Origin of the sequence: Pseudomonas rubra (assembly GCF_028656935.1) — a bacterium.
Classification (GTDB): Bacteria; Pseudomonadota; Gammaproteobacteria; order Pseudomonadales; family Pseudomonadaceae; genus Aquipseudomonas; species Aquipseudomonas rubra.
The window spans coordinates 183,144-205,388 of record NZ_JAMDGZ010000019.1 but is presented as its reverse complement, the minus strand read 5'-3'; the positions used below and the strand labels follow the sequence as shown (position 1 = coordinate 205,388).

18 protein-coding genes and 1 riboswitch are annotated in these 22,245 nt (G+C 62.5%); of the genes, 8 read left to right on the top strand and 10 right to left on the bottom strand.

From position 1 onward, the window contains the following. The first annotated feature begins 89 nt into the window (after positions 1–89). Positions 90–1,241, top strand: a complete 1,152-nt coding sequence (gene mltA / locus M5G17_RS10460; RefSeq protein ID WP_273892843.1) for a murein transglycosylase A — start codon at positions 90–92, stop codon at positions 1,239–1,241. Between the two features lie 6 nt (positions 1,242–1,247). Here mltA and M5G17_RS10455 read toward each other — a convergent pair whose 3' ends face one another. Next, positions 1,248–1,634: an MAPEG family protein gene (locus tag M5G17_RS10455; RefSeq protein ID WP_130262729.1), complete on the bottom strand. Its 387-nt coding sequence runs from the start codon at positions 1,632–1,634 to the stop codon at positions 1,248–1,250. 25 nt (positions 1,635–1,659) lie between these two features. Then, positions 1,660–2,493: an EamA family transporter gene (locus tag M5G17_RS10450; protein ID WP_273892842.1), complete on the bottom strand. Its 834-nt coding sequence runs from the start codon at positions 2,491–2,493 to the stop codon at positions 1,660–1,662. 182 nt (positions 2,494–2,675) lie between these two features. Between M5G17_RS10450 and M5G17_RS10445 the strand changes: the two genes are divergently transcribed. Continuing rightward, positions 2,676–3,911, top strand: a complete 1,236-nt coding sequence (locus M5G17_RS10445; RefSeq protein ID WP_273892841.1) for a cation:proton antiporter — start codon at positions 2,676–2,678, stop codon at positions 3,909–3,911. 64 nt (positions 3,912–3,975) lie between these two features. Here the strand turns inward: M5G17_RS10445 and M5G17_RS10440 are convergent, their stop codons facing one another. Both M5G17_RS10440 and M5G17_RS10435 read right to left on the bottom strand, forming a co-directional pair. Beyond that, positions 3,976–4,374, bottom strand: coding sequence for an acyl-CoA thioesterase (locus M5G17_RS10440; protein WP_273892840.1), 399 nt, complete (start codon positions 4,372–4,374; stop codon positions 3,976–3,978). Then, on the bottom strand, positions 4,371–4,541 hold the full coding sequence (locus M5G17_RS10435) for a hypothetical protein (RefSeq protein ID WP_273892839.1): 171 nt from the start codon (positions 4,539–4,541) through the stop codon (positions 4,371–4,373). Before M5G17_RS10435 ends, M5G17_RS10440 begins: the two co-directional genes overlap by 4 nt. A gap of 15 nt (positions 4,542–4,556) precedes the next feature. Next, positions 4,557–4,661, top strand: a riboswitch (S-adenosyl-L-homocysteine riboswitch). Positions 4,662–4,682: 21 nt separating this feature from the next. Between M5G17_RS10435 and ahcY the strand changes: the two genes are divergently transcribed. The 4 genes from ahcY to M5G17_RS10415 all read left to right on the top strand — a co-directional run bounded on the left by ahcY (position 4,683) and on the right by M5G17_RS10415 (position 10,003). Next, the gene (ahcY, locus tag M5G17_RS10430) at positions 4,683–6,092 is read left to right on the top strand and encodes an adenosylhomocysteinase (RefSeq protein WP_273892838.1); all 1,410 of its coding nucleotides are present in this window, start codon (positions 4,683–4,685) and stop codon (positions 6,090–6,092) included. Between the two features lie 96 nt (positions 6,093–6,188). After that, complete coding sequence (gene metF, locus M5G17_RS10425; protein WP_273892837.1) at positions 6,189–7,034, top strand: methylenetetrahydrofolate reductase [NAD(P)H]; 846 nt, start codon at positions 6,189–6,191, stop codon at positions 7,032–7,034. A gap of 66 nt (positions 7,035–7,100) precedes the next feature. Continuing rightward, entirely contained in the window at positions 7,101–7,886 is a 786-nt protein-coding gene (locus tag M5G17_RS10420; protein WP_273892836.1) for a substrate-binding periplasmic protein, read from the top strand. Positions 7,887–8,107: 221 nt separating this feature from the next. Next, entirely contained in the window at positions 8,108–10,003 is a 1,896-nt protein-coding gene (locus tag M5G17_RS10415; protein ID WP_273892835.1) for an RNA helicase RhlE2, read from the top strand. Between the two features lie 64 nt (positions 10,004–10,067). Here M5G17_RS10415 and M5G17_RS10410 read toward each other — a convergent pair whose 3' ends face one another. The 3 genes from M5G17_RS10410 to M5G17_RS10400 form a co-directional block, all read right to left on the bottom strand. Beyond that, positions 10,068–10,646: a YceI family protein gene (locus M5G17_RS10410; protein ID WP_273892834.1), complete on the bottom strand. Its 579-nt coding sequence runs from the start codon at positions 10,644–10,646 to the stop codon at positions 10,068–10,070. Between the two features lie 33 nt (positions 10,647–10,679). Continuing rightward, on the bottom strand, positions 10,680–11,231 hold the full coding sequence (locus M5G17_RS10405; protein WP_273892833.1) for a cytochrome b: 552 nt from the start codon (positions 11,229–11,231) through the stop codon (positions 10,680–10,682). A 263-nt stretch (positions 11,232–11,494) separates the two neighbouring features. Next, the gene (locus tag M5G17_RS10400; protein ID WP_273892832.1) at positions 11,495–13,354 is read right to left on the bottom strand and encodes a flavin monoamine oxidase family protein; all 1,860 of its coding nucleotides are present in this window, start codon (positions 13,352–13,354) and stop codon (positions 11,495–11,497) included. A gap of 192 nt (positions 13,355–13,546) precedes the next feature. Between M5G17_RS10400 and M5G17_RS10395 the strand changes: the two genes are divergently transcribed. Both M5G17_RS10395 and M5G17_RS10390 read left to right on the top strand, forming a co-directional pair. Further along, positions 13,547–14,953 carry an adenosylmethionine--8-amino-7-oxononanoate transaminase gene (locus M5G17_RS10395; RefSeq protein WP_273892830.1) on the top strand — a complete coding sequence of 469 codons (1,407 nt, stop codon included), beginning with the start codon at positions 13,547–13,549 and terminating at the stop codon, positions 14,951–14,953. Positions 14,954–15,070: 117 nt separating this feature from the next. Beyond that, on the top strand, positions 15,071–15,790 hold the full coding sequence (locus M5G17_RS10390) for a 16S rRNA (uracil(1498)-N(3))-methyltransferase (protein ID WP_273892829.1): 720 nt from the start codon (positions 15,071–15,073) through the stop codon (positions 15,788–15,790). Here the strand turns inward: M5G17_RS10390 and trhA are convergent. From trhA to M5G17_RS10375, 3 genes are read right to left on the bottom strand one after another with little or no spacing between them, the layout of a single operon-like run. Further along, positions 15,787–16,404, bottom strand: a complete 618-nt coding sequence (trhA, locus tag M5G17_RS10385; protein WP_273892828.1) for a PAQR family membrane homeostasis protein TrhA — start codon at positions 16,402–16,404, stop codon at positions 15,787–15,789. The two genes, M5G17_RS10390 and trhA, sit on opposite strands and share 4 nt — an antisense overlap. Positions 16,405–16,459: 55 nt before the next feature. Then, entirely contained in the window at positions 16,460–16,927 is a 468-nt protein-coding gene (locus M5G17_RS10380) for a chemotaxis protein CheW (protein WP_130262702.1), read from the bottom strand. Then, a complete protein-coding gene (locus M5G17_RS10375; protein WP_273892827.1) occupies positions 16,920–22,229 on the bottom strand; it encodes a hybrid sensor histidine kinase/response regulator in 5,310 nt (1,769 codons plus the stop codon). The genes M5G17_RS10380 and M5G17_RS10375 overlap by 8 nt, the downstream gene beginning before the upstream one ends. Positions 22,230–22,245 lie beyond the last annotated feature (16 nt).

The window sequence follows — 22,245 nt, the reverse complement described above, 5'->3', positions numbered from 1 at the left end:
CGCCTCACCGGCAAAGACCAATACCCTTATTAAAACTACGGTTTGCGAAACAGGCTGCGAGCCCCGCCAACCGTCGAGGAAACCCGTTGATGAAACTTCCCTTGCGCCACCTTGGCTGGACCCTGTCGGTGCTGGCCCTGCTGGCCGGCTGCAACGGCAGCGCACCAGAAAAACCCAAGCCACACCCCCTGGCCACTTACGTCGGAGCCACCTGGAAAGACCTGCCAACGGTCAGCGACAGCGACCTGGTGGCAGGCTTCGAGTCCTGGCGCAGCGCCTGCGAGCGGCTCAAGCGCGATGCGATCTGGGCCAACACCTGCACCGCTGCGGCGGCCGTTCCTTCAAGCCCAGCTGAAGTACGCAGCTTTCTCCAGGCGCAGCTGGAGGTCTACAGCATGCGTTCGGCCGAAAACAACGCCAACGGCCTGATCACCGGCTACTACGAGCCGGTCTACCCCGGCAGCCTGACCCAGACGGACAGCGCCAACGTGCCGGTCTATGGCGTGCCGGACGACATGATCGTGGTGGCGCTGGACAGCATCTATCCCGAGCTCAAGGGCAAGCGCCTGCGCGGCCGCCTCGAAGGCCGGGTGCTCAAACCCTACGACACGGCTGAAACCATCAATGCCCAAGGCGCCAAGGCCCCGGTACTGGCCTGGTTGACCGACCCGATGGACCTGCAGTTCCTGCAGATCCAGGGCTCGGGGCGCATTCAACTGGAAAACGGCCGCCAGTTGCGGATCGGCTACGCCGACCAGAACGGCCACCCCTACCGGCCAATTGGCCGCTGGCTGGTGGAGCAAGGGCAATTGAAGAAAGAAGACGTGACCATGGGCAGCATCCATGCCTGGGCCCAGAGCAATCCGACACGGGTACCGGAACTGCTGGCGAGCAACCCCAGCTACGTGTTCTTCAGCACCCGTCCCGACAGCAACGAAGGCCCCCGCGGCTCGCTCAATGTACCGTTGACGGCCGGCTACAGCGTGGCCATTGACCGCAAGGTGATTCCGCTGGGCAGCCTGCTGTGGCTTTCCACCACCCGGCCTGATGGTACCCCGGTGGTACGCCCGGTCGCGGCCCAGGACACCGGTGGCGCGATCACCGGAGAGGTACGCGCGGACCTGTTCTGGGGCACCGGCAGTGAAGCTGGCAAACTGGCCGGCGACATGAAGCAGCAGGGCCAGATCTGGCTGCTGTGGCCCAAGGGCACAGCCTTGCCGGCCGTGCCCCAGGTGCCCTGACGCGGCTCAGATCGAAACGAAGAAGAACGAGGCGATCAGGCCAAGGCCGACGAACCAGACCAGCGAGCGCAACGCGGCCCAGTCGGCCAGGTAGCAGATGATGTACAGCAAACGGCTGGTGATGTAGAGCACCGCCAGCACGTCTTGGGTCACCTGCTCGGCGTTGCCGACAATATCGGCAATGATCACCGCAGCGGCAAACGCCGGGAACGCTTCGAAGCTGTTCAATTGCGCCGCGTGCGCCCGACGCGGCAAGCCCTCCAGCTTGTCGAGGAAGGCCCGCGGGTCATGGTTTTGGCGCAGGTTGAAACGCCCGCTGCCAACCTTGGCAATGCTGGTGCAGACAATGGGCAGGAACAACGCAATCAATACACACCAGAAGGCAACGGTCATGGCCAAATCCTTGTCAGTCGAGTTATCAGAATTTCATGATCAGCATACCGATCAGCACCACTACACAGGCTAAGAGCCTCGGCCCGCCAAAAGGTTCTTTGAGGTAGCGCATGCCGAACAGCACCACCAGAATCACGCTGACTTCACGCAACGCTGCAGCCTCGGCCACCGAGCCCAGTTGCATGGCCCAGAGCACCAGGGCATAGCTGAACAACACGCAAAAGCCCACCGCCAGCCCCAAACGCCACTGCAGGCGCCAGAACAGTATGAACGGCGCGCGCCGGGCCAGCCCTGCCAGCAACGGAAACGGCCAGGCACTGACCAGGGTCAGCCATACAAGATAGTCGAGCGGGTGCGACCACAGCCGGATCGCCTGGCCATCGAGCCAGGTGTAGCAACCGATGCACAAGCCGATCAGGGCCACCACCGGCAGCATCGACCAGGGCAGCCGGTCGCCGCCGCCACCGTGCCAGAGCAGACAGGCCATGCCGCAGGGAATGAGCAGGATGCCGATGATCTGCTGGCTGCTCAGGGCTTCGCCGGCAAAGGTCAGGGTCAGCGCCAATACCACCAGCGGCGACAAACCGCGCATAAGCGGGTAGACCAGCCCCAGGTCGCCAACCCGATAGGCCTGAATCAGCAGGAAACGATAGAACAGTTCAAACAGTGCCGACGCCAGCATCCAGGGCCAGACTTCAGCCGGCGGCACCTCAACGAACGCGACCATGGCAACGGCAAACACCAGCGCCACCACGTCCATGCTGGCAATCACCAGCAAGCGTTCGCCGCTGAATTTGATCAGGGTGTTCCAGGTCGCGTGCAGCAATGCCGCGACCAGTACCAATGAAGTGGCTAACACGCAACGGTCCTTGGCAATGGCCAGCCGCTATATAACCACTTCAGCGCAGGCTGCTGGAAACGAAATCGGAGAAACGCGGTCAACGGATCCAGTCAAAAGTGTGTCCCGAAGCCCTCGGCAAGTCATCAAAGAAATGCCCGAGGCTATCGGGTGTCGACTTGGAAGCCACTACAGGACCTAGGATGCTTGAGCTCGTTGCTGCGTTTATCTGTTTGACCACCCTCCTCACCTATGTAAATTACCGTTTCATCGGCCTGCCCCCGACCATCGGCGTGATGGTCACCGCCTTGCTGTTCTCGCTGCTGCTACAAGGCCTGAGCGTGATCGGCTACCCCGGCCTGGAAGAGCGCGTGCAAGGCCTGATGAACCAGATCGACTTCAACGATCTGCTGATGCACTGGATGCTGTCGTTCCTGCTGTTCGCCGGCGCCTTGCACGTCAACCTTGCCGATCTGCGCAGCTACCGCTGGCCGATCGGCCTGCTGGCAACCGTCGGCGTGCTGATCGCAACCGTGGTCATCGGCTTTCTGGCGCATTGGATCTTTGCCCTGTTCGGCTGGCACGTGAGCCTGCTGTACTGCCTGCTGTTCGGTGCGCTGATTTCACCCACCGATCCGATCGCAGTACTTGGCGCGCTGCGTACCGCCAATGCCTCCAAGCCACTGAAGACCACCATCGTCGGCGAGTCGCTGTTCAACGACGGCACTGCAGTCGTGGTGTTCACCGTATTGCTGGGCATCGCCCAGCTAGGCGAAACGCCAACAGTAGCCGACACCGCGATCCTGTTCGCCCGCGAAGCCATCGGCGGCATCGTGTTCGGCGGCCTGGTGGGCTACATCACCTACCGCATGATCAAGAGCATCGAGCAATACCAGGTCGAGGTCATGCTAACCCTGGCGCTGGTGATCGGTGGTTCGGCCATGGCCTATGAGTTGCACGTTTCGGCGCCGATCGCCATGGTCGTGGCCGGCCTGATCATCGGCAATCTGGGCCGCAACCTGGCGATGAACGACATGACTCGTCGCTATATGGACGGTTTCTGGGAACTGATCGACGACATGCTCAACGCCCTGCTGTTCGCCCTGATCGGCCTGGAGTTGTTGCTGCTGCCGTTTTCCTGGATGCACCTGGCGGCCGCCGGCGTGCTGGCAGTGGCGATCCTGCTGTCGCGATTGCTGACCGTGGCCCCGGCCATTGTCATGCTGCGCCGCTGGCGCCCGGTACCGCGCGGCACTGTACGAGTACTGACCTGGGGTGGCTTGCGCGGTGGCGTATCGGTGGCCCTGGCCCTGTCGCTGCCAACCGGTCCCGAACGTGACCTGCTGCTGAGCATCACCTACATCGTGGTGCTGTCGTCGATCCTGTTGCAGGGCCTGACGATCGGACGGGTGGTGCGTGGGGTTACCGAGCAGCCTTGAGACCGCTATCGCTGGCAAGCCAGCTCCCACAGGGATATGGGAGCCGGCTTGTCGACGATGCCTTTCATTCCACCGCGGTATCGAACTGATCCTTGATGTACTTGATCTCGGTCCGCCCATGCGGCGCCGGCAGGCCGTCTTCACCGAGGTTGACGAAGACCATGCGATCAACCGTAAGGATGCTCCTGCGGGTAATCTTGTTGCGCACTTCGCACTTGAGAGTGATCGAGGTCCGGCCGAATTCGGTGGCAGTGATGCCCAGCTCGATGATGTCGCCCTGGCGCGAGGCGCTGACGAAGTTGATCTCCGAGATGTACTTGGTCACCACACGCTGGTTGCCCAACTGGACGATCGCATAGATCGCCGCCTCTTCGTCGATCCAGCGCAAAAGGCTGCCGCCGAACAGGGTGCCATTGGGGTTGAGGTCTTCGGGTTTTACCCATTTGCGGGTGTGGAAATTCATAGCTGCTCCTGACCGTCTTGCCAATCGATGTGGGTAATGATGGCAGAGCCTGCCCCCCTCCTCCATTTAACATCGACTATGGTCTCGATTAATCGACAGAAAACCTTGGGCAGTTGCGCTGGCGCAGCTATAATCGCCAACGTTTCAAAACGGTCATCGTCATCCACGACCGTTCCCGCCACCTGTCCGAGGGGCGCTGCAGCAGGTTCAACCTGTCAGGCTCGGATGGGGCGTTGTCCCGCCAGGCCTGCCTGCGGACACTAAACGCACAACGGCGCCCATTCGCACATTACGAATGGAGGCTCTCAATGAGCGCTGTAAACACGCCTGCTGGTTTTACCGATTACAAAGTCGCCGATATCTCCCTGGCTGCCTGGGGCCGTCGCGAGACCATCATTGCTGAATCGGAAATGCCTGCGCTGATGGGCCTGCGCCGCAAGTACCTGGAAGAGCAACCGCTCAAAGGTGCAAAAATCCTCGGCTGCATCCACATGACCATTCAGACCGCCGTGCTGATCGAAACCCTGGTAGCCCTGGGTGCTGAAGTTCGCTGGTCGTCCTGCAACATCTTCTCGACTCAGGACCAGGCCGCTGCATCCATCGCCGCTGCCGGCATCCCGGTTTTCGCCTGGAAAGGCGAAACTGAAGAAGAGTACGAGTGGTGCCTGGAGCAGACCATCCTCAAGGATGGCCAGCCATGGGACGCCAACATGATCCTCGACGACGGCGGCGACCTCACCGAACTGCTGCACAACAAGTACCCGGCTGTGCTGGAGCGCGTTCACGGCGTCACCGAAGAGACCACCACCGGTGTGCACCGCCTGCTCGACATGCTGGCCAAAGGCGAGCTGAAGGTTCCGGCGATCAACGTCAACGACTCGGTCACCAAGAGCAAGAACGACAACAAGTACGGCTGCCGTCACAGCCTCAACGACGCCATCAAGCGCGGCACCGACCACCTGCTGTCGGGCAAGCAGGCCCTGGTCATCGGTTACGGTGACGTGGGCAAGGGCTCGGCCCAGTCGCTGCGTCAAGAAGGCATGATCGTCAAGGTCTCGGAAGTCGACCCGATCTGCGCAATGCAAGCCTGCATGGACGGTTTCGAGCTGGTCTCGCCGTTCATCGACGGTATCAACAGCGGTACCGAAGCCAGCATCGACAAAGCCTTGCTGGGCAAGATCGACCTGATCGTGACCACCACCGGTAACGTCAACGTCTGCGACGCCAACATGCTCAAGGCCCTGAAAAAGCGCGCCGTGGTCTGCAACATCGGCCACTTCGACAATGAAATCGACACCGCTTTCATGCGCAAGAACTGGGCTTGGGAAGAAGTCAAACCACAGGTACACAAGATCCACCGTACCGGCCACGGCGACTTCGACCCACAGAACGATGACTACCTGATCCTGCTGGCCGAAGGCCGCCTGGTGAACCTGGGCAACGCCACCGGTCACCCAAGCCGGATCATGGACGGCTCGTTCGCCAACCAGGTGCTGGCACAGATCTTCCTGTTCGAGCAGAAATACGCCGACCTGCCAGCCGCTCAGAAAGCCGAGCGCCTGACTGTTGAAGTCCTGCCGAAGAAGCTCGACGAAGAAGTGGCACTGGAAATGGTCCGCGGCTTCGGCGGCGTGGTCACCCAACTGACCCCGCAACAGGCCGAATACATCGGCGTTACGGTTGAAGGGCCGTTCAAGCCACACGCCTACCGCTACTGATGGGCCAAAGCCGGTGTCGCTACCAAGCGTCACCGGCTTTTTTCTGTGAGCCAGTTGCAAAACTGGCCTGCTTGATCGGTTTACCAGGATTTCGCCATGTCTCAAGAACGTCGTTACAGCTTCGAGTTCTTCCCGACCAAGACCGATGCTGGACATGAAAAACTGCTCGCCACTGCCCGTCAGTTGGCCAGCTACAACCCGGATTTCTTCTCCTGCACCTATGGTGCCGGTGGCTCGACCCGCGACCGCACGATCAACACCGTGCTGCAGCTGGAAAACGAAGTGAAAGTACCGGCGGCCCCGCACCTGTCGTGCGTCGGCGACAGCAAGGATGATCTGCGCTCGCTGCTGACCCAGTACAAGGCCGCCGGCATCCAGCGCATCGTCGCCCTGCGCGGCGACCTACCATCAGGCATGGGCATGGCCAGCGGCGAGCTGCGCTACGCCAACGAACTGGTGGAGTTCATCCGCCAGGAAAGCGGTGAGCACTTCCATATTGAAATCGCCGCCTACCCGGAAATGCACCCCCAGGCGCGCAACTTCGAAGATGACCTGAAGAACTTTGTGCGCAAGGCCAACGCCGGTGCCAACAGCGCCATCACCCAGTACTTCTTCAACGCTGACAGCTACTTCTACTTCGTCGAGCGCGTGCAGCAGATGGGTGTGGATATTCCTGTCGTACCGGGGATCATGCCGATCACCAACTATAGCAAGCTGGCGCGCTTCTCCGACGCCTGCGGCGCTGAGATCCCGCGCTGGATCCGCAAACAGCTGGAAGCCTATGGTGATGATGTCAGAAGCATCCAGCAGTTCGGTGAAGAGGTCATCACCCGCATGTGCGAGCAACTGCTGCAAGGCGGCGCTCCAGGGTTGCACTTCTACACCCTGAACCAGGCCGAACCGAGCCTGGCGATCTGGAGCAATCTCAAGTTGCCCCGCTGATCGTCCTGCCTGGATCGACATGCACGGCTACTAGCCATAGCCGTGCGCACGTCGTAATCTCCAGCCATGCCCGACTTCACCCGCCTGTTGACCGCGCTGTTTCTCACTTGCCTAAGTGCCTTTGCTTACGGCGAGAAGCTGCGTATCGTCACCGAACCCTGGGCCCCCTATGTGTACCTGGAGAACGGCCAGGCCAAAGGCATCGACTACGAAGTCACCGCCGAGGTATTCAAGCGCCTTGGGATCGAGGTGGAATGGCAGTTTCTGCCCTGGAAGCGTTGCCTGGCCATGATCGAGCAAGGCCTGGCTGATGGTGTGCTGGACATCTTCCAGACCGAGCAACGCGACAGCCAGCTGTTCTACCCTAGCGAACCTTTGTCCGACGTTGAGTTCACCCTGTTCTATGCCAACGACCGCCCGCACAGGGTCAAGCGCCTGGAAGATCTGCGCGGCCTGACCGTCGGGACTTCACCTGGCTACAGCTACGGCACGGCGTTCATCGAATCGCCGCTGTTCACCCGTGAACCTGCTCCCACCCACGAAGCCAACTTCGGAAAGCTCGAGCGCGGGCGTATCGATCTGCTGATCACTGACCGCCGGGTAGGACGTTACCTGGTACGCAACCTGGGCCTGGGGCAGCAAATCAGCGAACTGCCGCTGGTGGTCAGCCGCCAGAGCCAGTACCTGGCCGTACGCCGCAATGTTGGCATGGACCTGCTGGCCCAGCGCTTTGCCGCCGAGCTGCGCCGCTTCAAGCGCGAACCGGCCTATGCCGAGCTGCATGCCCGTTACGCCAGTGCCGGGGATAACTTTCAACCCGCCGTTGAGCAGCAGGAAAGCAGCACACGCTGAATGCTCTGTTATACTCGGGCCTTCCCGCCAGGCTTACGCCCGGACGCTCGGCCTTGCAAAAGGCATCCCGACCGGCAGGACAGCGCGGCCAAGAGCCCGCCCGCCGCCCCGGATGCGCATTGAAGACCCTGCTGGACCGGACGCGATAGCATCAACTGATGCCCGTCGCGCCAGGCAAGATTATCCCATCGGGCTCAGCCCCCATTAGAACAGGATTGCTCATGTCCTTTGCCTCCCTCGGTCTCTCCGAGGCTCTAGTCCGCGCCATCGAGGCTGCGGGCTACACCCAGCCCACTCCGGTGCAACAGCGGGCCATTCCCGCCGTGTTGCAAGGCCGCGACCTGATGGTTGCCGCCCAGACAGGTACTGGTAAAACCGGCGGTTTCGCCCTGCCGATCCTTGAACGCCTGTTCCCCGGTGGTCACCCGGACAAATCCCAGCGTCATGGCCCACGCCAGCCGCGGGTACTGGTGCTGACCCCGACGCGCGAGCTGGCCGCCCAGGTTCATGACAGCTTCAAGGTCTACGCCCGCGAACTCAAGTTTGTCAGCGCCTGCATCTTCGGCGGCGTCGGTATGAACCCCCAGGTTCAGGCCATGGCCAAAGGTGTTGACGTGCTGGTGGCTTGCCCGGGTCGCTTGCTCGACCTGGCCGGCCAGGGCAGCGTTGATCTGTCCCACGTCGAAACCCTGGTGCTCGACGAAGCCGACCGTATGCTCGACATGGGCTTCATTCACGACGTGAAGAAGGTCCTCGCCCGCTTGCCGGCCAAGCGTCAGAACCTGCTGTTCTCGGCGACGTTCTCCAAGGACATCACCGACCTTGCCGACAAGCTGCTGCACAACCCGGAACGCATCGAAGTCACGCCGCCGAACACCACCGTCGAGCGTATCGAACAACGTGTCTACCGCCTGCCAGCCAGCCACAAGCGTGCCCTGCTGGCGCACCTGATCACCATGGGTGCCTGGGAACAGGTCCTGGTCTTCACCCGTACCAAGCACGGCGCCAACCGCCTGGCCGAGTACCTGGAAAAGCATGGCCTGACCGCCGCGGCGATCCACGGCAACAAGAGCCAGAACGCACGCACCAAGGCCCTGGCCGACTTCAAGGCCGGCAGCGTGCGTATCATGGTCGCCACCGACATCGCCGCACGTGGTCTGGACATCGACCAACTGCCGCACGTGGTCAACTTCGAGCTGCCCAACGTCGAGGAAGACTACGTCCACCGCATCGGCCGTACCGGCCGTGCCGGTCGTTCGGGCGAGGCCATCTCGCTGGTCGCCCCGGATGAAGAAAAGCTGCTCAAAAGCATTGAGCGCGTGACCCGCCAGAAGATCCAGGATGGCGACCTGATGGGCTTTGATGCCTCCAAGGTCGAAGCTGAAAAACCCGAAGTCCGTGAACGTCCGCAAAACAATCCGCGCGGTGGCCGTGGCCAGCGTGCCGATGGCAGCAATGCCGGTAGCGGCGGTCGCAAGGACAAAGGCAAGGATCAGGGCAAAGACAAAGGCCGCGAAAAGGACAAGGAAAAAACCGCGGAGAAATCCGCCGGTGGCCGCCAGGAGCGCAAGCCGCGCGACAACAAGCCGCGTCAAAGCCAGTCGGCCCAGCCAGGTACACCGCCGGTGTCGGCCAACCGTGATCCGGAAGAGTTCCTGGATGACGACGTGGACAATTTCGGCAACCGCGCCGACTACGTCAGCCCCTACCAGGGCAAGGGCAACCCGGGCCGCAATCGCCGTCCGGGCGCACCTGCGCAAACCGGTTCTGGTTCCGGCGCTGGTACTGGTACTGGCAACCCACCACGTGGCGGACAGCCGCGCAGCAACAACGGCCCGCGCAGCGGTGGCGGTGCAGCAGCCAATGGCGAGAAGCGCGGTGACGGCGCCCGAAATGGCGGTGGCAGCCGTGACGGTGGCGGTCGCAATCGCCGCCCGGCTCGTGATGATCAACCAAGCAAAGAGCCGGCCGTACGCAATCCGCGTGAAGGCCAGCCGCAGCCGAAGATCATGCACAAAGAGTCGAAAGTCGACCGCTTCCCGACTGCCGAACAGCTCGAACAGCTGCCAAGCCGTCCACGTGGCGAGAAGCCCGCACTGCTGACGCGCAACCGCTGAGTTAGCGACCGCGCCAACAAAAACGCCGCCCTCAGGGGCGGCGTTTTTGTTTGTCCAGCAACAATTACTTCTGCTTGATACCTTCGATCGAGATGTCCAGATCCAGGGTCTGCGAAGAAGCACCTGGGCCTTTGATACCGAAGTCGTTCAGGTTCAGCGTGGTGGTAGCGTTGAAGCCGGCACGCTCGCCACCCCATGGGTCCTTGCCTTCACCGTTGAAGGTGGCCTTGAAGATCACAGGCTTGGTAACGCCGTGCAGGGTCAGGTCGCCGGTCACGTCAGCGGTTTTCTCGCCGGTGGATTTGACAGCGGTAGAGACGAACTTGGCGTCTGGGTACGTCTTCACATCGAGGAAGTCTTTGCTGGCGATGTGCTTGTCACGCTCGGCGTGGTTGGACCACAGGCTGGCGGTTTTCAGGTCGACAGCGATCTTGCTGGCTTCAGGCTTGGCGGCATCCCAGCTGAAGGAGCCATCGAAATCCTTGAAGGTACCGTGGATGAAGCTGTAGCCCAGGTGGCTGATTTTCCAGTCAACGAAGGCGTGCTGGCCTTCCTTGTCGATCTTGTAGTCTGCTGCCATTGCCTGACCGGCCGAGAACAGTGCGGTACCGAGCGCCAGAGCGGCAAAAGTCTTTTTCAACATGCGTCTATATCCCTTTGGAGTTGAGGTTGAACATCAAGCTTTGCGGCCCAGCATGCGAGTCAGGGTCGCGTCACGGTCAATAAAGTGGTGTTTCAGGGCTGCCAGGCCGTGCAGCCCGGCAAAGATCACCAGGCCCCAGGCCAGGTAGAAATGGACCTCACCGGCAATATCGGCCTGATCGGGAATACTGCTGATCAGTGCCGGCACTTCGAACAAGCCGAACACCGGGATGCCGACACCATCGGCGGTAGAAATAAGGTAACCGGCGATCATCACCGCGAACAGGCCCAGGTACAGCACGCCATGGCCTAGTTTGGAGGCAATGCGGGTGAACGTGCCGTGATTGTCCAGGGCTGGCGGTGGCGGGCTGACAAAGCGCCAGAGCACGCGTAGCAACATTACCCCCAGCAGGACCAGGCCAATGCTTTTGTGCAGGTCGGGGGCGTCTTTGCGCCATAGGCTGTAGTAGTCCAGGCCCATCATCCACAGGCCCAGGCCGAACAGGCCGAATACAGCCAGAGCAACACCCCAGTGCAGGACGATGCTGACAAAGCCATAACGAGAAGGTGAATTGCGCAGTTGCATTGCCGTGTTTCCCTGTAAGAACTGTGCTCAAGACTAACGAGTTATCTATCGATTAAAAGCAGAAAAACTTGCTGTGAAATATCGAGAAATATGATCTTTAGTATGAGGCGAAGCTATTAAGGAAACATTAACTACGTGGGAAGGGAAGCCCCTGAGGGTCTTGGGGCCGCGATACGGCCCATCGCCGGCAACGCCGGCTCCCACAAGTTCAGCTTGCACAAAACCCTGTGGGAGCCGGCCTTGCCGGCGATGAAGTCAGCGCTCTATTGCACCTTGGCCTGGGTATTGGCCAGCGGCTTTTTCGCAGGCTCCGCCTTGGCGGCGGCTTTCTTGGCCGGTGCAGCCTTGGCTGCCGTCTTCTGCTGCTGTTGCGTCTTGGCTACCGGCTTCTTCGCCGGTGCCTGCTTGGCCGCAGGTTTGGCCGGGGTCGCTTTCACCGGCGCCTTGACTGGCTCTTCCTTGGCCACGGGTGCCACCACAGGCGCTGGTGCAGCCGCCGGGGTTGGTGTCGGAGCCACCTCGACCGGCTTGGCCGCTGGCTGCTCGGCAGGCTTGTCAGCTGCACCGAACAGGCGCTTGAAGAACCCTGGCTTGCCCTCTTCCTGCTTCACCGGTGCCTCGGCCTTGGCCGCTTTGTCGGACGAGCCGCCAAACAGGTTGCTGAAGAAGTTGCCCTTGCTCGCCGCCGCCGCTGCAGCGGTGCCTGCAGCGGCGGTAGCAGCAACCGCCTTGACCGGTTCGAACGACTTGCCGGCAGCCAGGTCCTGGACCTGACTGGCAGCGCGCTGGCCACTGCGCAGTGCGCCTTCGAGGGTGCCTGGGTACATCGCATCGGTGTGCTCACCAGCAAAGGCAATGCGCTGCACCGGACGCTCCCACAGGCGCCAGAACTTGCTGATCTGGCCTGGCCCGTAGGCCAGGTAGGCGCCACCGGTACCAGCGTCGGTGCTGTAACGGCGTACTTCGTAACCGCTGAAGGCACCCCGGGCTTGCGGGTAGAAGGCGTGCAGGCGAATCAGTACCTGATCGACCATCTGCTTGTCGCCAAAGGCCTGGAGCAGACGGGCGTTGTCACCGGAGAGGTTGATTACGACGTTGGCGCCGCCCTTGAGCGCAGGCTCGATCCAGAGCATGCCCAGACCAGTATTGCTGTAGATTTCGCCGGACATCCGCGCGCGGCTTTCCCACACCGGTGTCTTGAACTTGAGCATCAGCTGGTCGCGCCAGCCGTAGTTGGTGCCCTTGAGGGCAGCCAGGTGTTTGGTGTCCAGGCCTGGGGTCATCTGGATTTTCGACAGCGCACGCAGCGGTACCGCCAACACGACATAGTCGGCCTGGTAACCGACGCTACCCACCTTGACGGTAACGCCGTCCTTGTCCTGAATGATGGCGCTGACCGGCGACTGGGTCTTGATGGTCTTCAGTTGCTTGACGAAGGCCTGGGCCAATACCGGGCTGCCGCCAGGCAGGCGTGCGGCGCGCAGGTCACGGTCGCTGACGCCACGGTAGACGCGGGTCTGCTGGGCGAAGTAGAGCAGCGACAGGCGCGAAGGCTCGTCGTAGCGGGTACGGATCTGCTGGTTGATCAACTGACGCGCGGTAGCTGGCAACTGCAGCTTGTCGAGCCAGCCGGAAACGTTGAGCTGGTCCAGGGCAAACAGGGTGCTGTTGGCCGCCGGGTTCAGGGGATCATCGATCGAACGCGCCAGGTCGTCGAGGGTCTTCTCGTAGCGCTTGAGCGCCTCGGCAGTGGCCGGTTGCTTGGTGGCAAGGTCGGCCGCGCTGAAATACTCGCCGTCGATCAGATAGCCAGGAGTGCGCACGAACTCCGGCGCCGGCAGGGTGCTGAGCTTGAAGGCGTCCAGGTACTGGTTGAGCACCGGCTGGGCCTTGCTGTTGCCGATCCATTCACTGGTGGCCAGGCCCGAGCGCCCGCCCATGCCGGATTTGGCTTCCAGCAGGGTCACCTGCCAGCCTTTGTTCTGCAACTCATAGGCGGCTGTCAGGCCGGCCAGACCGCCACCGACGACGATTGCCGTCGGGGCCTTGTCTTTGGCCAGCGCAGCGCCGCTGAACAGTCCTATCATTACCAGCGCACAGGCGCGCAGCCAACCAGCAGACATTTGGCGAACTCCGGATATAAAGCAGAAGTGTTTTGGGGGGATCCCCCAGAAAGAGTAGCCGAAGGATACGCCACGCCAAGCGCCCCCGCCAGCAAGCCCAGCACCCTGATTGCAGCGTACGGGTTGTTCTCGACCGGCGCTTTGCATAGGCTTGCGCGGCATGTCCAAGCCGCCGTCGTCAGGAGAATCGAAATGGGCCTCAACCAACAGTGGATGGAACGCGACCTCAAGGTCCTGTGGCATCCCTGCACCCAGATGAAAGACCACGAAAAGCTGCCGCTGATTCCGATCAAGCGCGGTGAAGGCGTTTGGCTGGAAGACTTCGAAGGCAAACGCTACCTCGACGCCGTCAGCTCCTGGTGGGTCAACGCCTTCGGTCATGCCAATCCGCGCATCAACCAGCGCATCAAGGACCAGGTCGACCAGCTCGAGCATGTGATCCTCGCCGGCTTCAGTCACCAACCGGTGATCGAGCTGTCCGAGCGTCTGGTGCAGATCACCCCTGCAGGCCTGGACCGGGTGTTCTACTCCGATAATGGTTCGTCCTGCATCGAAGTGGCGCTGAAAATGAGTTTCCACTACTGGCTGAACAAGGGTCAGCCAGAGAAAAAGCGTTTCGTCACCCTGAGCAACAGCTATCACGGCGAGACCATTGCGGCGATGGCGGTTGGCGATGTGCCGTTGTTCACCGAAACCTACAAGGCATTGCTGCTCGACACCATCAAGGTACCCAGCCCGGACTGCTACCTGCGCCCCGAAGGCATGGGCTGGGAAGAACACTCGCGCAACCTGTTCGCGGCCATGGAGCAGACCCTGGCAGAGCACCACGCCAGCGTCGCTGCGGTGATTGTCGAGCCGCTGATCCAGGGCGCCGGTGGCATGCGCATGTACCACCCGGTGTACCTCAAGCTGTTGCGCGAAGCCTGCGACCGCTACGGCGTGCACCTGATCCACGACGAAATCGCCGTAGGCTTTGGCCGCACCGGGACGATGTTCGCCTGCGAACAGGCCGGCATCCGTCCGGATTTCCTGTGCCTGTCCAAGGCCTTGACCGGTGGTTACCTGCCGCTGGCAGCCTGCCTGACCACCAACGAGGTGTACAGCGCCTTTTACGACGATTACCCGACCCTGCGCGCCTTTCTTCATTCTCACAGTTACACCGGCAACCCGCTGGCCTGTGCCGCAGCGCTGGCGACCCTGGATATCTTCGAGCAAGACAACGTCATCGAAGCCAACAAGGCGCTGGCCCAGCGAATGGCAACGGCGACTGCGCACCTGGTCGACCACCCGCATGTCGCCGAAGTGCGCCAGACCGGCATGGCCCTGGCCATCGAGATGGTCCAGGACAAGTCCAGCAAGAGCGCCTATCCGTGGCAGGAACGCCGCGGCTTGAAGGTCTTTGAGCACGCTCTGAGCCGCGGTGCCCTGCTGCGCCCCTTGGGCAGCGTGGTGTACTTCCTACCGCCTTATGTGATCACCCCAGAGCAGATCGACTTCCTTGCCCAGGTGGCCACTGAAGGCATCGACATTGCCACCAGCAGCAAGGTCAGCGTGGCGGTGCCGGCTGACTTCCACCCTAATTTCCGCGATCCGGGCTAACCCCATCGCCTGTAGGAGCGGGCTTGCCCCGCGATCCGGGTTGCCTGCATCGCGGGGCAAGTCGAGGCGTCGAACCGCCACTCCCACATAGCACCAACACATATTTAGAGTTAGTACATGAGACTGTCCCGCTTCTTCATCGATGCCCCCCTGAGCCTCGGCGAGCACGACCTGCCCGAAGCCCAGGCCCACTACATCGGCCGCGTGCTGCGCATGGCTGCCGGTGACGCCGTACAACTGTTCGACGGCAGCGGCCAGGAATTTCGCGGCCAGTTGCTCGAAGTCGGCAAGAAAGCCGTCCGCGTGCAGCTCGATGAAGCCTTCGCCGGGCAAGCCGACTCCAGCCTGCACATCCACCTCGGCCAGGGCCTGTCCCGCGGCGAACGCATGGACTGGGCGATCCAGAAAGCCACCGAGCTGGGCGTCGCGGCCATCACCCCGATCGTCAGTGAGCGCTGCGAAGTGCGCCTGAAGGATGAGCGCGCCGACAAGCGCCTGGCCCACTGGCGTCAGGTGGCAATCAGCGCCTGCGAACAGTGCGGGCGCTCAAGCGTGCCGGTGATTCATCCGCCGCAGCTGCTGGCCGACTGGCTCAAGGCTTGCGACGAGGACCTCAAGCTGGTCCTGCACCCGGTCGCCGAGCCCATGATCAGCCATCAGAAGCCGGCCAGCCTGGCCTTTCTGATCGGCCCAGAAGGCGGCCTCAGCGAAGCGGAAGTCGAGCAGGCCAAAGGCGCAGGCTTTCACGCCGCGCGCCTGGGCCCACGCGTGCTACGCACCGAAACCGCACCGGTGGTCGCCCTGTCCGTCGCCCAGCAGTTGTGGGGCGACTTTTAAAGGACGTAGAAGAACACCGCGATGAAGTGCAGCAGGCTGCCGGCGATCACGAACAGGTGCCAGATGCCATGCCAATGGCGAAAGCGGCTGTCGTAAGCAAAGAAGATGATGCCGATGGTGTAAAACGCCCCGCCACCTGCGAGCCAGGCAAAGCCTGCAGTACCGAGGCTGGCCAGTAACGGCTTGACCGCAACCAGGACGATCCAGCCCATCAACGCGTAGATGATGATCGACATGACCCGCGCTTCCGAGCGCGGCTTGATCTCTTGCAGCATGCCGATCAGCGCCAGCCCCCAAACCACCCCGAACAGGCTCCAGCCCCAGGGCCCACGCAAGCTGACCAGGCAGAACGGGGTGTAGCTGCCGGCAATCAACAGGTAGATCGACAGGTGATCGAGCTTGCGCATGATCACTTTGGCCCTGCCGCGCACGCTGTGATACAGCGTCGAGATGCTGTAGAGCAACAGCAAGGTAAAACCATAGATCGCCAGGCTGACGATTTTCCAGGGATCGCCCTGCAGGCTTGCCACCACCAGCAACCAGATGGCGCCGATACAGGCCAGAACGGCGCCGACCAGATGGGTCCAGGCGTTGAAACGTTCACCGTGATACATGCAACAGGGTCCTCCTGACTTGAAACAGGACTCCCATCCTACACAGGCAAATGTTTCAAACCACCCCTGCGTCCACCATCAGTTGCTCCAGTGCGGGCAAGTCCGGGACTCGCGCCACCTGCTCACCCACCTGCACCGCCGCCAGCTCCAGGGCGGCCAGCGGCACATCGACGAAGTTGAGCTGGCTATCGAGCTTGCACGAGCGCGGGATACCCTGCACCAGCAAGGCGACAAAGCGCAACGGGCTGCTGCCCAAGGCATTGAGCACCACGATGCGCGCCCGCTCGCCCACCTGCAGCTGGCCACCACACGCCGCCTCGAAGCTCAGCAGGGGCAGGCGCTGGCCACGCCAGTCGATCCAGCCGAGCAACCATTCAGGCGGCTCCAGGGTCGGACTACCGGCTTGAAAGCCGATCAACTCGGCCACGGCAACGTTGGGCAGCACCAGGCAGCGATCGCTCAAGGGCAGCAGCAAGCCGGTCAGGCTGCTGCGCCGGTTATGCCGGGCGTTTTGTTCAAGCATCGCGGTGACTCCATTGGGCAATGCTCTGCAGCAGCACCGATTCCTGATAGGGCTTGCCCAGGTAGTCGTTGACACCAATGGCAATGGCCCGATCTCGGTGCTTCTGGCCGGTGCGCGAGGTGATCATGATGATCGGCAGGTCCTTGAGCTGGGGATCATGGCGAATCTGGGTGGCGACTTCAAAGCCGTCCATGCGCGGCATCTCGATATCCAGCAGAAGAATATCCGGACGATGCTCCTGCAACAGGGCCATGGCGTCGACACCGTCCTTGGCGGTCAGCACATTCATGCCATGGCGCTCGAGCAGGCGCCCGGTGACCTTGCGCACGGTGACCGAATCGTCCACCACCATGACCAGCAGCGGCCTTGCCGGCAAACTGCCAAGGCTGTCCCGGCGCTGACCGGCGCTGCCCGGGTGGTGCCGGGCCATCTGCTGCAAACCGCGCAACTGGCCGGGCAGATCGAGAATCAGCACCACCCGCCCATCACCCAGTAACGTCGCCCCGGACAAACCCTGGACCGCCGCAAACTGCGGCCCGAGGCTCTTGACCACGATTTCGCGGCTGGCTGCCAGGCCATCGACCTGCACTGCATATTGCTGATCATGAGAGTGCACCAGCAGTACCGGCAGCGGCAGGCTCTGGCCCAACAGCTTTGGCTGCGTTGCGCCCTGCAGCAGTTCACCCAGGTAGTGCAGCGCGTAGCGGTGCCCGGCGTACTGGTAATACGGCGGATCGAGCTGATAACAGGCTTCCAGCTCGGCTGGCGGCACGCGGACAATACCTTCGATGGTGTTCAGCGGAATCGCGTACTGCTCTTCCCCGTAGTGGACCATCAGCCCGCGGTTGATCGACACGGTGAACGGAAGACGAATCAGAAAGCGCGCGCCCTTGCCCGGGTTCGACTCGATCACCATCGATCCACCGAGCTGCTTGACCTCTTCATGCACCACGTCCATGCCCAGGCCCCGTCCGGAAATCTGGGTGATCTTCTCGGCAGTGGAAAACCCCGGCTGCAGAATGAACTGCATGATCTCGTGGTCGCTGAGCACAGCGGCAGGGTCGAGCAGCCCGCGCTTGATCGCTTTGCGCCGCACGGCTTCCAGCGGCACCCCGGCGCCGTCATCGCTCATTTCGATGACGATATCGGCCCCTTCATGCAGCAGGTTCAGGCAAATCAGCCCCTGCTCCGACTTGCCCGCCGCCAGGCGCGCCTCCCGCGACTCCAGGCCATGGTCAACGGCGTTGCGCAGCATATGCTCCAGGGGCGCCATCATGCGCTCCAACACGCTGCGGTCCATTTCCCCTTCAGCATTGCCGACCACCAGCTCGACCTGCTTGCCCAGCTCACTGGACACCTGCCGCACCACCCGCTGCAAACGCGGCACCAGGCGCTCGAACGGCACCATGCGCGTGCGCATCAGGCCCTCCTGCAGCTCACTGTTGACCCGCGCCTGTTGCTGCAACAGGCTCTGCGCGTCATGGGCACGCACACTCAGGGTTTCCTTCAGGTCAAGCAAGTCGGAGGCCGATTCGAACAGGGCCCGGGACAACTGCTGCAACTGCGAATGGCGGTCCATTTCCAGTGGGTCGAAATCCTCATAAGCCTGGCCATCGCCATCTGCCTGGCGGCTGAGGATGCGTCCCTGGGTTTCAGTGTCCAGGCGTCTGAGCTGATCGCGCATGCGCTCCAGCGTGGTTTCCATCTCGCTCAAGGCCACTTGCGCATCGTTGACCTGCTGCTCGATTCGGCCACGGATGATCGAGTTTTCCCCGGCTAGGTTGCCAAGGTCATCCAGCAGTTCCGAAGCCACCTTGACCATGTCACCGGCGCCACGCTCAGGCGCGGTCACCGGCAGCTCCGGCGGTGCCGTGTCCGCTAGCGCCTGGCTGGCGCCGGCGTCGGCCAGGGCCGCGCTGCTGAAGTTGCGGATGTAGTCGATCAGCGCCGTGGCCGCATGCAGCGGCTGTTGCAGGCGCACGGCGTCGAGCATATGAGCCAGACGGTCATGGCAGTTCTGCAGCAGGCTGAACAGCGCTGCACTGGGCTGCAGCTGGCCGGCTGCGAGCAACTCGTAGAGAAATTCAAGCTCGTGGGCCAGGTCGCCGATCGGTGCGATCTCGACCATCCGCGCCCCCCCTTTGAGGGTGTGCAAGTCGCGCAGCAGGTTCTCTACTTCAACGCCGTTGCGCGGCTCGGCCTGCCAGCGCAGCAGCGCTGCGCTGGAGCTTTCGACCAGGTCGAGGCTTTCTTCGAGGAAGATTTCCAGCAGTTCTTTGTCGCCTGCATCCTGCTGCGCTTCGACCGGTTTTTCCACAGGTGTCGGCTGCGGTGCGTCATGGCGGAACTCGCGCAGCGCCGCCAGCAGTTCGACCTGAGCTGTGGGCAACTGGCCTTGCTGCAACTGCTCAAGCATGTGCGCCAGCTGCTGGTGGCTACGCTTGAGCAAGGCGAACAGCTCGGCGCCAGCGCTGAAGCGGCGGTCTACCAAGCCTTCGTACAGAAGCTCCAGCTCTTGCGCCAGCGCTTCGAATGCCCCCAAGGTGGCCATCTGCGCGCCCCCCTTGAGGGTTTGCAAATCGCGCGACAACGATGACAACGCCGAAGCATTGTCGATGTCCAGCAACCAGCGCGCCAGGGCCTGGCCGGCGCTGTCGAGAATGTCATTGGCCTCGTCGAGAAACAGCTCCAGCACGGCGGGGTCCGGCACCTGGGCCGCCAGTTCCGCGGTGGCACTGGCAAGCTCGGTGACTGCCCCGCCCTGGCTGCTGACCAGTCCCATGGCCGAGGGATCGAGGCCCTCGGCCAACAGGTCACGCAAGGCCTGCAGTCGTTCGGGACGCGGGGCGACTTCCTGGCCGGCGGCAATCTGATCGAGCATGTCGATCAAGGCTTCATGGGCACCCTGGGCCTCGCTGAAGAACCGCGCGCTGACCGCCAGGCTACTCTCCTCCACGGCGCCATACAGGTCGAGCAGGGCTTCGCACAGTTCGTCCACTTGCCACAGGTCGGCCAGGTGCGCGCTCTGCCCCAGGGTAGTCAATTCATCGAGCAGGGCGCTGAGTTCCTGGCGCTCGCCCGGATGCTCCTGCCAGCGCAGCAGCAGCGACTCGGCATCCAACAGGATGTCCATGCCCTGGGCCAGGAAGCTGGCGATCAGTTGCGGGTCACGCTTGACCCGCAAGCCCTGGCTGGGCGCAACGAGCAAGGCTTGCAGGCGCGCATCGACTACCTGATGGATATCGGCGATCAACGTCGCGGCCCCGGCAATCGGCGCCAACGGTGTACTGAACAGCTGCTGCAGACCACGCCGCAGCAAGGGCTCTGCGGTTTCCAGCAGGTAAATTTCTTCGAGGTCGAATACCAGTTGATGGGCCTTGAACTCACGGGCCAGCAAATCCAGGCCACCGGCCAGCTCGGCAATCGGCAACACACCGGCCATCGCCGCACTGCCTTTGAGGGTATGCAAGGCACGCTGCAGGCTGTCGCTGACCGCCAGCGGCAGATGCCGGTCGGCCTCGCGCAAAAAGACTTCCAGGCTATCCAGGTGCCCCAGCGCTTCGTTACGGAAAATCTCCAGCAACTGCGGGTCAATGGCCTCGCTGGCCTCGGCCTGGCTGTGCGGGTCATTCATTGCCAGGGCATGCAGGTGGGCGGCCAGTTGTTCGATTTCGGCGTGGGCCGGCGCCTGGCCCCTGGCAAACTCGCCGAGCAGCACCGGCAACTGACCCAGCGCCTGCTGCAACGCCGCCAACGGCGCCTGGCCAATTTCCACCCGGCCTTCGAGCACACGGTTGAGAAAGTGCTCTGCCGCCCAGGCCAGTTCCGCCAGTACCTGTGCACACACCATGCGCCCGCTGCCCTTGAGGGTATGCAGGCCACGGCGCAGCTCGATCAACGCCTCGCGGTCGGTGCCATCGGCTTGCCAGCGGGCCCACATGGCATTGAGCAAAGGGAGTAGCTCGTTGGCTTCTTCAAGAAAGATCTCGCGAAGCTCGTCGTCAACTGGCGGATCTTCAAGCACCGCAAGCGGCGCCGCTTCGACCACCACCGGTTCAGCCTCCAGCCGATAGCCGAGCATACCGAGGCTATTCTGCGCCACTTCGAGGAAGCGCGAGGGATTGGCCTGAGGGTCGGCGATCAGCCACTGCAGGTAGCACTCACACGCGCTCAAGGCCTCGGCCAGATGCCCCAGGGCGGCCGGATCGGTTAGCGATGCACTGCTCAACAGCCGCTGCTGCACATAATCACCGCAGTGCCCGATCAATGCCGCAGCCCGTGGCAGCATCAGCATCGCCAGGGCGCCACGGATCTGCTGCAGCAAACCTGGCAGCCCTTGCAGGCGCTGGGGTTGCCAACCGGCATCCAGACAATCGCCGATCTGGTCCTTGACCTGCTGCAACACGGCATAGGCTTCTTCGAGCACCAACTGACGAATTTCGGCCAGGTCCGTGCCGGGCAGCGGGCTCTGGCTGTTCTGCTCCAGCGGCCCGACCATGCCCGCCAGCGTCGCCTCGACATACAACAGTGCCCCGGCGATATCCATCAGCAAGGCGTCGGCAGGTTCACGCTGGCCCTGGGCCAGGCTTTGCAACACCAGCACCTGGTCGATGATCACCCGCCGTGGCTGACCAAAGCCCAGCACGGCCAAGGTGTCGGCGATCTGTCGCAGCGGCGCCAGCAGTGGTTCCAGCTCGCCCAGATGCTGGCGATCGCCACGCACGAACTGGTCGAGGCGCTCCTTGACCCGTTTGAGGTCCTCGCACAACGCCGCAACGACCGAACGCAAGGCATCACGATCGGGGCCGGCCTGCAGGCGGTCGCGCCAGGTGCCCAGGTACAGGTCAAGGTTGGCCAACTGTTCGGCGTCAGCAGGACTGCTGGCGAGCAGGCTGTCCTGGGCCAAGGCCCCTGCGCCGCGCTCTGCTCGCAACTGATTGAGCACCGGCAACACCACCAGTGGCAAATCGCGGCGGGCACTGCGCAGACGCTCAAGGTACAGCGGCAACTGCTCCAGGCCGCGAAACAATGCCCCCAGGGCTTCGCCGCGCTGGTTGGCACGGCCCTGGCGCAAGGCCAGGCCCAGTTGCTCCATCTCCTCGGCGAGCAGCGCTGCGCCATTGAGTTCAAGCATCAGCAGGCAGCCGCGCACTTGATGCAACTGTTCGATGAAGCCATCGAGCACCGCTTCGTCCCCGGGCTCGGCGGCGAAGTGTTCAAGGGTCTGGCGTGCTTGCCCCAGGCAGTCGGCAATCGAGCCTTTGACCCAGGCCAGCGCCACCGTATCGTGCCGATCCGCCATAACTGCTCCCATCACC

Coding starts and splice junctions, on each gene's coding strand:
- mltA (WP_273892843.1), top strand. CDS start 90: ATGAAACTTCCCTTGCGCCACCTTGGCTGGACCCTGTCGGTGCTGGCC.
- M5G17_RS10455 (WP_130262729.1), bottom strand. CDS start 1,634: ATGACCGTTGCCTTCTGGTGTGTATTGATTGCGTTGTTCCTGCCCATT.
- M5G17_RS10445 (WP_273892841.1), top strand. CDS start 2,676: ATGCTTGAGCTCGTTGCTGCGTTTATCTGTTTGACCACCCTCCTCACC.
- M5G17_RS10440 (WP_273892840.1), bottom strand. CDS start 4,374: ATGAATTTCCACACCCGCAAATGGGTAAAACCCGAAGACCTCAACCCC.
- ahcY (WP_273892838.1), top strand. CDS start 4,683: ATGAGCGCTGTAAACACGCCTGCTGGTTTTACCGATTACAAAGTCGCC.
- metF (WP_273892837.1), top strand. CDS start 6,189: ATGTCTCAAGAACGTCGTTACAGCTTCGAGTTCTTCCCGACCAAGACC.
- M5G17_RS10420 (WP_273892836.1), top strand. CDS start 7,101: ATGCCCGACTTCACCCGCCTGTTGACCGCGCTGTTTCTCACTTGCCTA.
- M5G17_RS10415 (WP_273892835.1), top strand. CDS start 8,108: ATGTCCTTTGCCTCCCTCGGTCTCTCCGAGGCTCTAGTCCGCGCCATC.
- M5G17_RS10410 (WP_273892834.1), bottom strand. CDS start 10,646: ATGTTGAAAAAGACTTTTGCCGCTCTGGCGCTCGGTACCGCACTGTTC.
- M5G17_RS10405 (WP_273892833.1), bottom strand. CDS start 11,231: ATGCAACTGCGCAATTCACCTTCTCGTTATGGCTTTGTCAGCATCGTC.
- M5G17_RS10400 (WP_273892832.1), bottom strand. CDS start 13,354: ATGTCTGCTGGTTGGCTGCGCGCCTGTGCGCTGGTAATGATAGGACTG.
- M5G17_RS10395 (WP_273892830.1), top strand. CDS start 13,547: ATGGGCCTCAACCAACAGTGGATGGAACGCGACCTCAAGGTCCTGTGG.
- M5G17_RS10390 (WP_273892829.1), top strand. CDS start 15,071: ATGAGACTGTCCCGCTTCTTCATCGATGCCCCCCTGAGCCTCGGCGAG.
- trhA (WP_273892828.1), bottom strand. CDS start 16,404: ATGTATCACGGTGAACGTTTCAACGCCTGGACCCATCTGGTCGGCGCC.
- M5G17_RS10380 (WP_130262702.1), bottom strand. CDS start 16,927: ATGCTTGAACAAAACGCCCGGCATAACCGGCGCAGCAGCCTGACCGGC.
- M5G17_RS10375 (WP_273892827.1), bottom strand. CDS start 22,229: ATGGCGGATCGGCACGATACGGTGGCGCTGGCCTGGGTCAAAGGCTCG.